Raw genomic sequence first — 11,256 nt, 5'->3', positions numbered from 1 at the left:
CAGGGGCGCCGGTCGCGGCGAGGGCGAGGGCGGCCGCGCGCAGTGCCTCGCCCTCGTCCGCGAACAGCGCCGCCGCATGGCGTGCGGCGCCCTGGGCCGCCGGTCCCTCCACGTCCCGCGCCAGCGCGGCCAGCCGCTCGGCCGTGGACCGGCGGGTGTCCCCGAGGCGGACCGCGCAGTGCAGGGCCCACACCTCGTACGCGAAATGACCGCGCGCTGCGGCCAGTTCGGCGCCGGCGCGGGCGTGGCCCACGGCCTCGCTGAGCGCGCCCTCCGCGGCCGCCGTCCAGGCCCGCGTCACCCACAGCTCCGGATCACGTACGGCGAACACCGGGCTGTGCGCCGCCTCGGCCTGGGCGAGGGTGTGCCGGGCCGGCCCCGCCTGGCCGAGCAGCGCGCGGGCGCGGGCCAGGGCCACCAGGGAGAACTGCAGGAATCCGCCCGCGTTGCCGTGCTCGCGCAACCCGCCGACCGCGTCCCGCAGCAGCCGTTCGGCATCGCCCGGCCTGCCCTGTTCGAGCAGGGCCTCGCCGAGGACGCAGTGGGAAAGCTCCGCGCCGAACGGGATGTTGAGATCCCCGTCCCCGTACGCCTCGGCCAGGGCCACCGCCTCGGCCGTCCGCCCCGCCAGCCACTCCCCGGCGACCTCGGCGAGCGACAGCGGGGTGCGCAGATAGCCGAGTTGCCAGGAGCGCGCCATCGCCTCCCGCGCCTTGGCCGCGGCCTCCCGTGCCGGGCCGCCGTGGCCGCGTACGGCATGGGCGATGGTGCGGGTGAGATGGGCGAGCAGGACCGGTTCGGGTTCCTCGGCCTGTGCGGCCGTATCGGTGTCGCGCAGGGCGTCCGCGTCCCCGGTCGCGCCGAGGATGCCGAGGTAGGAGCGGATCGCGGCGAGGTGGCGGTGGGCTACGGGATCCCGTAGCCGCGCGCTCGTGGCCGCGAGCGCACTGCGGGCCGCCGCCGCGTCCTCGGCGATGAGCGCGAGGCCCATGATCTGCGGTACGGCGGCCTGGACGTGCTCCAGGTCGGTGCGCGCCAGGTCGGCCAACCGGGCCAATTCCGCAGCGAGTTCCTCGGTACGGGTCTGTCCCGCGATGGCCGTGGCGATGACGAGCTGTGCGGGGAATCCGCCGCCCGCCGCGAGCGCGGCCCGTGCGAGGCGTTCGGCCAGGGGCATGTCGGCGAGGAGCGCCGCCTGCTGGGCCGAGCGCAGGGAGAGCGTCGGGTCGGGCGGCAGATCGGAGTCGAGGCGGAGCAGGGCGCGGCGCAGCCGGGGCGCGGTGGGCTCGTCCCAGGAGTAGGTGCCGGAGGTGCTGTCCGCGCCGGCGGTGCCTGGGGGGTGGATGGCGCGGGCCAGCGTGCTGCCGGGTTCGAGGGCGCGGGCCAGCGTTCCGCGCAGCCGCCGCCCGCGCAGAGTGCCGAGCCCTGCCCGGCGGACCTCGCCGTACAACGGGTGCGCGAGACGGGCGTTGAGCCGGCCGTCCTCGTCCTGCGTCACGGTGACGAGACCGCGCTCCTCCGCGGCCTCGACCGGATCCACCGCTCCTGATGGCACCAGGCGGCTGAGCAGCCGGATGTCGAGCGGTTCGCCGAGCGCGAGCAGGTCGACGATCTCCCGTACGGCATCGGGGAGTTCGCCCATCCGGGCCGCGATCAGGTCGACCAGGGTGGGGGTCACCATGGGGACGCCCTTCCAGCGCCAGGTCTCCGCCGCCTCGTACAGACCGCCTGCCGCCCGCTCGCCCTCGACGAGGTGACGCAGGAACAGGGCGTTGCCCTCCGTCAGGCGCCACAGCCGTTTCGCCGAGACCGAGTCCACAGGACCGCCGAGCACCGAGGCGAGAAGCTGCCCGCACTCCGTGAGGTCGAGCGGCGGGACGTCGAGCCGCCGCAGCCGTCCGCTCTGCCACAGACCCGACACCGCTTCCGGTACGGGCTCACCGGAGCGGACCGTCAGGACCAGGCCGACGGCTCCCTCGAGCGCCAACTGCTGGACCAGGAGCGCGGAGAGCTCGTCGAGCAGCTGCGCGTCGTCCACGCCGACCACGAGCCCGCCGCGGCCCGCGCCCCGGCACAGCGCCTGCCGCGTGCGGTGCAGGGCCTCGGCCGCTCCGGTGTCCACGGGCGCGGCCCAGGTGGCGAAGGCGCCGAGGGGGACGGCGCGGGCGCCCGGGGTCCCGGCCGCCCAGTGCGTCAGGGCGCCGCGCCGGGCGGCGCCGGCCACGGCCTCTCTGGCCAGCCGGGTCTTGCCGACGCCCGGCGGTCCGATCAGTACGGTTCCGACGGGGTCGCGCCCCGTTTTGAGCGTGTCCTCGATGGTACGTAAGTGCTCGGAGCGGCCGGTAAGCGGCCAATCGGGCGTCACGCACCGAGCATAGGGAAAGCGGTCGGCGGCGGGAACTCCCGCGGATCGAGTACCGGTTGGGCGCCCCCGCCGGAATCGAGTAGTGGACTACTCGTGCCGTGCCCTCGTATCGCACCGATGCTGAGAAAGTCCCGAGCGACAGCACGGGGCGTCGGGCGCAACCCTCGGGGGACAGACTCATGAACGACACGAAGAAGCCGAAGAAGCTGATGAACCGCCGCACTTGGAGCGGGGTCGCCGTTCTGGGAGTGGCGGCCGGAACCCTGGGTGTCGCGATGGCGCTGCCGAACCAGGGGAGCAGCCCCAAGAAGACCGTCTCCCTGAGTGCGGACACCGCGGTCAAGGGCGGCGCGGCCAAGGCCGACAAGTCGGCGAACGGCATCGTCCTGAAGGCGTACAGCGGTGGCTGCGTGCGCCTCCAGGGCGAGGGCTGCCAGGCGTTCGTGTTCCCGACCACCACCTCCGGCGACTGCCGGCGCCACTCGGGGGCACGTTGGGAGCTCACGCCTGACGGGCGGGCGTACTTCCGGGGGAGGTTCCAGAGCGGCAGCGGCGACGACGCCTGGCTGATGCGGGCCCGGCTGCTCGACAGCGCCGGCGGCCAGCTCGGCTACCTCCGCTCCAGCAGTAACCCGGGCGGTGACTCCGGCAAGTTCGTGTTCGGCCTGCCGGACACCCGGCTGTACACCTACGGCGTGAACGCCTACTTCGGCAAGCACATGTGGAACGACATCCAGTACATCAGCCTGACGAAGCACTGCTGACGGGCGAGTTCACCGATACGCCGATCAAGGGCCGGGCAGCGGAACCGACGCTGCCCGGCCCATCGGCGTGCCATGATCACAACTCACCCTGGACACAAGGAGATTGGCAATGCCCAACAGCGCGTCCGGATTCTCCAAGTCAGGCCTGAGCCGACTGCACGACGTCCTCGCGCGGCACGTCGAGTCCAAGAAGATCCCCGGCCTCGTCGCACTCGTCGGCCGGGGCGAGGAGACGCACGTCGAAGTGCTCGGCACGATGAAGCACGACGGCGGCGAGGCGATGAGCCGCGACACCCTCTTCCGTATGGCGTCCACGTCGAAGCCCGTCGCGATGGCCGGCGCGATGGTCCTGCTCGACGAGTGCCGCCTGCGCCTGGACGACCCGGTGGACGAGTGGCTGCCCGAGCTCGCCGACCGCAAGGTGCTCAAGCGGTTCGACGGACCGCTGGACGAGACCGAGCCGGCGCGCCGCCCGATCACCGTACGAGACCTGCTGAGCTCGACGTTCGGGCTGGGTATGGATATGACGTCGATCGGCACCCCGGTCATGAACGAGGTGTTCGCGCAGGGGCTCACGCCCAACCTGCCGACGCCGATGCCGGAGCCGGACGAGTTCATGCGCCGGCTCGGCACGCTGCCGCTGATGCACCAGCCGGGGGAGCGCTGGCAGTACCAGATCAGCCATGACGTGGTGGGCGTGCTCGTCTCGCGCGTCTCGGGCCGGTCGTACGGAGACTTCCTGCGGGAGCGGATCTTCGAGCCGCTGGGCATGGAGGACACGGGCTTCCATGTGCCCGCGGACCGGATCCACCGGCTGCCGACCCTGTACGCGCCGGACCCGCAGTCGGGCGATTTCCACGCGTGGGACGAGCCCGAGGGCGGCCGCTGGTGCTCGCCGCCCGCCTTCGAGGGCGGTGGTGGTGGGCTGGTCTCCACGGCGGACGACTACCACGCGTACTTCCGCATGCTCCTGAACGGCGGCGTGCACAACGGCTCGCGCATCCTCTCCCGTGCTGCCGTCACCCTGATGACGTCCAACCAGCTCAACTCCGAGCAGCTGGCGGCTCGCACCAAGCTGGCCAAGGACGCCGTCCACATCTCGTTCGGCCAGGGCCAGCAAGGGGGTTGGGGCTTCGGGATGGCGGTCCGCACGTACGTCGGTGACTACGCGCCGATCGGCCAGTTCGGCTGGGACGGCGGCAGCGGCACGTCGTCGTACGCGGACCCTACGAACGACCTGGTCGGCGTTCTATGTACGCAGGTCGGGGCCTCGGCTCCGTACGGGATCCAGGTCATGCTCGACTTCTGGACGACGCTGTACCAGGCCCTGGAGGACTGACTCCTCCCGTCCCCGTCCCCGTCCGCTGTCCCCGCTTCAGTCCTTGACGGAGGTGGGGACGGTGGTGGGGATCCGGGGGTTGTTGGTACAGCCGAAGCCGTCGGTCATGACCTTTGCGGAGTGGAGGAGGTGTGTGAGGTGGGTTCGGTGGCTGGGGTCGCCGGTGAGGTTGTCTTTGAGCGTGCCTTCGAGAGGGACCTCGTTGAGGCTCGTCTCGTGTGAGTTGGGTACCCCGCACTTCACATACACGTGGTACTCGAACCTGTTCCGCGATGTCCCGTCGGGCCAGTAGACAAGTTTCACGTCCGGACCGGCATCGATCGCGGTTGTCCTGTCGCCGACATCGCGCTGCTTGGTGAACTCGTAGTCGAACGGATAGCTGGACACGCCGTAGCGCAGCTCTACTTGCGTGCCGCCCAGAGCGCCCTCCGATCCGTCTTTCACCTCGCACATTTGCGAGGTCACGTAGTTCGGGAGGTCACCGGGGCGATAGTCCTTGACTTGGCCGCGGAACCAGTCCCGGGCATTGCTGATCGAGGTGGGATCGCTGAACTCCGGTTCTGCGACGCGGGTTTGCAGCCAGTTCATTGCCTTGTCGCCCAGGACCGTTGCGCAGGCCTCTTCCCCTTTCGACCTCTTGTCCTGCGGTTCGCTTCCACCACTGCAAGCGCCGACGGCGAGCAGGGTGGCGAGGACGGCGAGAAGAGGGCTGTGTACTCCGCGCATCATGGACTGACCCTCGAGTTGTCGGTGTCACCCTTCTGGGCGCCGAACAGGTACATACTGCGCAGATCCTCATCGTGATCGCCCCACTTCTCGCCCGCGATCCCGTTGGCTTCCGCGTAACTGACGATGGGTGACATCGCGCGCGTCTCGGCAACGCTCTTCGCCGTATCGATGCTCTCGATCGACTGCTGGTCGTTGCTGTATTCATCGGCCTTGAGCCAGTCGAGCTTGTTCTCGGCCCAGGTCCCGATGGCGCCCTCCGCCGTGTCGAAGGCGATCGGGACCGCGATGGCCGCGGCGGCTCCCACCGGGACGACCGCACCCGCACCCACTCCGACCACACCGCCGATCACTGCGCCTGCGGCGTACTTCTTCCAGGCCGCTTCCTGCTCGTTCTTCTCGTTCTCGGAGGCCTCCTTCTCGGAGAAGTCCGTGCCGATCGCCTCCATCCGCGCTTCGTCGAGCACACCGTGGACCAAGAGGCTGTATCCACCCGCATTCATGGCCGCATCGTGGTTGTTGCCCTGAGCCTCCATGAGGCTGGCACCGTAGATCTGCTGGGCGGCGGAGACAGTGTTGTACGAGCCCTCATCCGAGCCCATGGCGCGAAGGAATTGCACGGTGTCCGGGCCGCCGAAATCGGCCAGGCGCTTCTGGTCGGCATCCATCAACCCCGCGACACCGGCCACGCCCCGGCTGCCGCCGAACTCACTCGCCGAGTACGTGATGCTATCGATATGCCCCGCAGCCATCTTCGCCAGACTGTCCCGCATGCCCGGCTGCGCATCGACGAGGTCGGCCGAACCGTAATGGCTGACCACCCGGTCCATCAGCGCGGTGCGCTCCTCCCGAGCCGCGATCGCCTTCTCGTCTGTCAACGCGGGGATCTCCGGCGTCCTGTCGTCGTACGCGTACCCCAGCGTCGCCGACTCCAGGGCATGGCCGAGGCTCGCGTACCCGACCGGCTTGCCGTCCTCGTTCTCCGGCCACTTGCGGGGGTTCTCGACCGGGCCGCCGCCGTCTTCGGGCGCGCCGGACAGATACGCGAGGTTGTCGACCGACTCCAAGCCCTCGCCGGACGTCGATCCGTCGAAGAACTCCACCGCGGCCTGCGGGTTGTGGGCCAGGCCGTCGAGGAAGCCCGCCACCGGATCGCTGGGCTTGTCCGAGGGGGGATAGTCGAGCTGGAAAGGGGTCTCCCACAGGTTGCCCGGCTCGCCGAGCACCGAGTCGTTGCCCTTCTTCCGCTCGAACTCGATCAGTGACGTGCCGTAGTCGTTGAGGAAGCCCGAGTCGAACTTGCCCTTCTGCATCAGGCTGCTTGCGATCTGGTAACCGTAGGGACCCTGCAGGCCCTCCCGGATCGGGAACTGCTTGTCGCCGGCCGCGATGACCTCGCGCTGCCAGCCGTCGATGCCCGGAGCGTTCGAGCTGGTCGCGTTCGCAAGGGACATGCTCAGGTTGTCCTGGACCTGCGCGAGCATCTTCGCGCGGTCGCCCTCGATCGGCGGGCCGGCCGGAGAGGCCAGCTCCCGCCAGAACTCGAGGGTGCCCTCGCCGCCCAGGCCGGTGGCGAGAGTCGCCGTGAAGCCGGGGTTGTCCCGCTGGTTCTTCAGCGTCTCGTTGAAGCGCTTGAGCTCGTCATCGCTCCAGGTGCCGGGGTCCTCTTCCTTGATCTTCTTGGCCCAGTAGGCCGCGGCTTCCTTGCCCTGCTGCTTGTCCGCCGCCTCGAGGTCGTCGGGGCCGCCCTTGTCGAAGCCGTGCTTGTTCTTGGCGATGTCGCGCAGGGCCTTGGCCGCGATCCGGTCCGTCTCCGCGGCCTCCCAGAGGATCCGCCCGACCTTCTCGGCGGCGGCGGTCAGCTCGGCCTGCGGCACCGGGTCCGTGTTGCCGCCGTCTCCGACCGAATGAACGTAGGCATCCTCTGTCGACCCGTCCTGGTGGACGCGGATGTTCTTCGCGCGCGCGTCCGCCAGGGCGGTCCTGAGGTCGCTCTTGTGCCTGGTGAAGTCGTGGTGGATGTCCTGCAGCAGACCGTGGATGGTCTTGGCCTCGGCGGCCGCGTGCTCGAACTCGCGCGAGGTGTTCGTGATGAAGGTGCGGGTGACCGTCGCGTTGACACCGGTCCAGTCCGCGCCGTTCGCCTGCTGGGCGAGGCCGGTGGCGGAGACGCCCTCGGCCTTGCCGTCCGCCAGCTGCTGGAGTTTGCCGGACATGACCTTCCAGTCGTCGACGGCTTCCTTCAGCTTCCCCAGGCGTAGTTCCGTCAACTCCGCGACAGTAAGCACCTGTTCCCCCTACTTCAGGTAGCTCTCGATGACCGACGACTTGATCGCGGTCTCGATCTTGACGTCGTCCTTCGCGTGCTGCGAGCGCGCGAAGTCCAGGCCGTTGGAGATGTGGGCGCAGGCTTCCTTCACGGTGCGGGTCTTGCTGTTCCAGGCGTCGTGGAGTTCGGTGAGCGCCGAGCCGGTGTCGAGGCCGTCGTTGAAGAGCTCGATGGAGGCGTCGAAGGTGCTCGGCCGGGCGAGGTCGCTGTCGGTCCGGAAGCGCTCCCGGAGGTCGTAGGCCAAGTTGCCCAGCTTGCCGAGTTCGTTGTCGCGAACGACGAGGTCCTTGCCGCCACCGCCGCCGCCACTGCCTCCGCCGCCTTCCGCGGGCAGCTGGTTCAGCTGCGTCCGCTCCTCCTGGCGTCCGGCCGCGTCGGCCTTCAGCTGCTCCCATTCGTTCCAGGACATACTCGGCTCCCCCGCCGTCCGACATCGGCTGTGGGCAGCCGAAACCGCCAAGAGCCTATGAAGCGCAAAGCGCTGATTGCAAGGGCAACCTGTGAAGCTTTGATGCCGACCCGGGCGGGACGCGCCGGTGGCCTGCCCGCACATGGGACCGCCCTCGTCATCCACACCCTGTGGACGACGAGGGGGGGCGGGTCGGGGTGTCAGGGCCGGGCGGAGCTTCAGAGTGTCGTACCCAGCGGGCCGAAGCCCGCGTGGGGTTCCGAGCCCGCGGGATGGCCCGTCGTGGTCGCTCCCGCGGGGGATGCCGGGCCCGCGTCCTGGGCCGGGGCGATGACCTCGCGCTCGGAAGGGTTCGCGGCCGTCGCGTACGGCATCGTGAGGACCGAGCCGACGCAGATCAGTCCGCCTGCGAGGCCCGCGCGCAGGCGCCGGGTCTGAGTGGTGGTGCTGGATTCCATGAGGACTCCATAGCAGGGCGAATCGGGCTGTTGATCTCAACTCGCCGGACGGCAAGGTCAGTTCAGTCCGTTCGCTCAATGGCAGTAACCGCATGGAGTAAGGGTCAAGGCGGGCCGATCGCCCGCCGAATACCCTCATATGACGACCAGCACAGAGCCTTTGCTCACGCCTCAGGCCACCGCGGCACTGCGCGATGTCCTGCTGCAGTACGGCTACACGCGGGACGGGATCGTCACGCGGATCGGCATCGAAGCGGCCCACGCCCTCAATCGCTACGACCCCGAACCGGCGCTCCAACTGCTCGGCGAGAACGACCCGTTGGGCATGCTCATCCGGCTGTTCATGTGCGGCCGCAGCGTCCCGATCGTGCAGGTCGACGAAGCCGTCGTCCCGCTCCTGGAGCCGGCGGGCGAGGGCCTGGTGCGGGCGGCGGTCTATCTGCATCCGTACGAGAAGTGGTGGGCGGTCTCCGACTTCCCGCTCTTCCTGCGGCCCGAGGCGCGCGACCGGCGCGCGGACCGGGTGCTGCCGATCGGGCCCACCGCGACGCTGCTGCGGCGCGCGACCCTCGGCCACCGGGTCGGTGCCGCGCTCGACCTCGGCACCGGGTGCGGGGTGCAGGCCCTCCACCTGTCCGACCAGGCCGACTCCGTGGTCGCCACCGATCTCTCGGCCCGCGCCGCGCGGTTCGCCGCCACCACGGCCGCGCTCAACGAGCTCGACTGGGAGGTCCTCGAAGGCGATATGGCCCAGCCCGTCGCGGGCCGCCGCTTCGACCTCGTCGTCTCCAACCCGCCGTACGCGGTGGGCCCCGGCACCGTCCACTGCGTGTACCGCGACTCCGGCCGTCCGGGCGACGCGATGTGCGCCGAACTCATCGCCGCCGCACCGGACTTGCTGACCGAGGGCGGCCATCTGCAGTTCCGCGCGAACTGGGCCCATGTCGCGGGCGAGGACTGGCGCGAGCGCGTGGCGCACTGGCTGCCCGCCGACTCGGGCCTCGACGCCTGGATCGTGCAGCGCGGCGTGACGGACGCGCTCGCGTACGTGGACCACTGGCTCGAACAGAGCGGTGGCGAGGAGCACTTGGGGCAACGTGAGTCGTGGCTGCGCTGGTTCGAGGACCGGAAGATCACGGGCGTGGGGACGGGAACGGTGGTGCTGCGCCGTACGGACCGTCACGATCCCGTCGTACGGATCGAGGAACTGTCGCCGGAAGCGGCCGAGTTGACCGGTGGCCAGGTCGCGGAGTGGTTCACGCGGCAGGACTGGCTGCGCGACCACGACCCGCTGACCGCGCACTTCCGTCCAGGGCCGGGTGTACGGCTCTGGCAGGAGGCGGGTCTGCGTTCCGACTCCGCGTCAGGACCGGGCGGCTGGCACCTCAACCAGCAGCTCCTGAAGATCCCTTCGGACGGCCTCAACTGGAACGAGCGCACCACACCGCTCGGCGTCGCCCTGATCGGCGGCAGCGGCCGCCCCGACGAGACGCTCGGCGACCAGCTGACCCGGCTCGCCGAGGCGGAGGGCACGGACCGCAGCCGCCTGGTCCTGGCCGCGCTGCCGGAGGTGGCCAGACTGGTGGAGCGGGGAGCCCTGATCCCTGGCTGACCTCCGGCGGGCCGATCCCGAGGGCTCCCGGCGGGCCGATCCCGAGGGCTCCCAGCGGACCGACCCTGAGGGCCCCTGGCGGGCCGCCCCTAAGTCCCCCGGCGGGGCCAGCCGCACCGCCGGGGGTGTACCCACCACCACCCTGTTCCGGGCCCCACACCCAATGTGCCGCCGAGCCTGTGTCCCTACCTTCGAAGTACGGCAAGGGAAAGCACACCAAACCGGCATGAAGAGGCTGAGATGTTTGGGAACAAGAGGGATAAGACGGGCGCCTTCGGGCGGGGGACCGACGAAGCCCTGCGGCTCGTCAAGGTCAGCAAGAGCTACGGCGAGGGCGAGAGCGCGGTACGGGCGCTGGACGGCGTGAGTCTGTCCCTCGCCCGCGGGACGTTCACCGCCGTGATGGGCCCGTCAGGGTCCGGCAAGACCACACTTCTGCAGTGCGCGGCCGGGCTCGAACGGCCCGACAGCGGCATCGTCATGGTGGCCGGCGAGGAGATGAGCAAGGGCAGTGAGGCCGAGCTCACCAAGTTCCGGCGCCGGCGGATCGGGTTCGTCTTCCAGCAGTACAACCTGCTGCCGACGCTCACCGTCGCGCAGAACACCATCCTTCCGCTCAAGCTCGCGGGCCGCAGGATCGACAAGGCCAAGGCCCGTTCCGTACTGGAGCAGGTGGGGCTCGGCGGGCGTCTGAAGCACCGGCCCGACGAGCTGTCGGGCGGACAGCGGCAGCGCGTCGCCATCGCACGTGCCCTGGTCACCGAGCCGGCCGTGGTCTTCGCCGACGAGCCCACCGGCGCGCTGGACATCCGCAGCGCGCGCGATGTGCTGCATCTGCTCCAGGAGGCGGTACGGGTGCACGGCCGGACCGTCGTCATGGTGACCCATGACCCGGTGGCCGCCTCGTACGCCGACTCGGTCGTCTTTCTCGCGGACGGGCGGATCGCCGGGCACATGGAACGGCCGACGGTGGACGCGGTCGCGGAGCGGCTCGCGCATCTCGGCGACGACATCAACGGGTCCGACTACGCGGCCCAGTTGGGGGTGTGAGCGATGTTCGCGCTGGCCATGCGGTCCATTCGGCAGCGGCCCGGGCGGTTCGCCGCCACGCTGTTCAGCTCGTTCCTGGGCGCGCTGATCATCATGACCTTCAACTCGATGCACGACACGGCCGCCGGCGCCGGGGTCGAGGGGCCCAGGGCCCGGGCGGCGGGCGGCCCCCCCCGGCGCCGGGGGGGGGACGGGAGGGTTCCC

Annotated in this window: 9 protein-coding genes and 1 pseudogene; 5 read left to right on the top strand and 5 right to left on the bottom strand. The window is 70.3% G+C overall.

From position 1 onward, the window contains the following. Positions 1-2,365: AAA family ATPase (locus tag JAO81_RS32940; RefSeq protein WP_199551640.1), on the bottom strand; the 2,365-nt coding region annotated here is incomplete at its 3' end. A 179-nt stretch (positions 2,366-2,544) separates the two neighbouring features. Between JAO81_RS32940 and JAO81_RS32935 the strand changes: the two genes are divergently transcribed. After that, on the top strand, positions 2,545-3,129 hold the full coding sequence (locus tag JAO81_RS32935; protein WP_199551639.1) for a DUF6294 family protein: 585 nt from the start codon (positions 2,545-2,547) through the stop codon (positions 3,127-3,129). A gap of 109 nt (positions 3,130-3,238) precedes the next feature. Beyond that, complete coding sequence (locus JAO81_RS32930; protein ID WP_199551638.1) at positions 3,239-4,468, top strand: serine hydrolase; 1,230 nt, start codon at positions 3,239-3,241, stop codon at positions 4,466-4,468. Between the two features lie 36 nt (positions 4,469-4,504). Here JAO81_RS32930 and JAO81_RS32925 read toward each other — a convergent pair whose 3' ends face one another. The 4 genes from JAO81_RS32925 to JAO81_RS32910 all read right to left on the bottom strand — a co-directional run bounded on the left by JAO81_RS32925 (position 4,505) and on the right by JAO81_RS32910 (position 8,390). Beyond that, positions 4,505-5,197, bottom strand: coding sequence for a hypothetical protein (locus tag JAO81_RS32925; protein ID WP_199551637.1), 693 nt, complete (start codon positions 5,195-5,197; stop codon positions 4,505-4,507). Beyond that, complete coding sequence (locus JAO81_RS32920) at positions 5,194-7,464, bottom strand: hypothetical protein (protein ID WP_199551636.1); 2,271 nt, start codon at positions 7,462-7,464, stop codon at positions 5,194-5,196. The genes JAO81_RS32925 and JAO81_RS32920 overlap by 4 nt, the downstream gene beginning before the upstream one ends. Positions 7,465-7,491: 27 nt before the next feature. Further along, entirely contained in the window at positions 7,492-7,932 is a 441-nt protein-coding gene (locus JAO81_RS32915) for a hypothetical protein (RefSeq protein WP_199551635.1), read from the bottom strand. A 218-nt stretch (positions 7,933-8,150) separates the two neighbouring features. Then, the gene (locus tag JAO81_RS32910) at positions 8,151-8,390 is read right to left on the bottom strand and encodes a hypothetical protein (RefSeq protein ID WP_199551634.1); all 240 of its coding nucleotides are present in this window, start codon (positions 8,388-8,390) and stop codon (positions 8,151-8,153) included. A 139-nt stretch (positions 8,391-8,529) separates the two neighbouring features. Between JAO81_RS32910 and JAO81_RS32905 the strand changes: the two genes are divergently transcribed. From JAO81_RS32905 to JAO81_RS42980, 3 genes and pseudogenes are all read left to right on the top strand, one after another. Next, positions 8,530-10,002, top strand: a complete 1,473-nt coding sequence (locus JAO81_RS32905) for a methyltransferase (protein WP_199551633.1) — start codon at positions 8,530-8,532, stop codon at positions 10,000-10,002. 240 nt (positions 10,003-10,242) lie between these two features. Continuing rightward, positions 10,243-11,052, top strand: a complete 810-nt coding sequence (locus JAO81_RS32900) for an ABC transporter ATP-binding protein (protein ID WP_199551632.1) — start codon at positions 10,243-10,245, stop codon at positions 11,050-11,052. A 3-nt stretch (positions 11,053-11,055) separates the two neighbouring features. Further along, positions 11,056-11,256: pseudogene (locus tag JAO81_RS42980) on the top strand (ABC transporter permease); the annotation flags it as partial.

The sequence above is a fragment of the Streptomyces sp. N35 genome (assembly GCF_016464295.1).
In the GTDB taxonomy this organism is placed as follows: domain Bacteria; phylum Actinomycetota; class Actinomycetes; order Streptomycetales; family Streptomycetaceae; genus Streptomyces.
The sequence above is the reverse complement of the archived record's forward strand: the minus strand, read 5'-3'. Positions and strand labels throughout refer to the sequence as shown.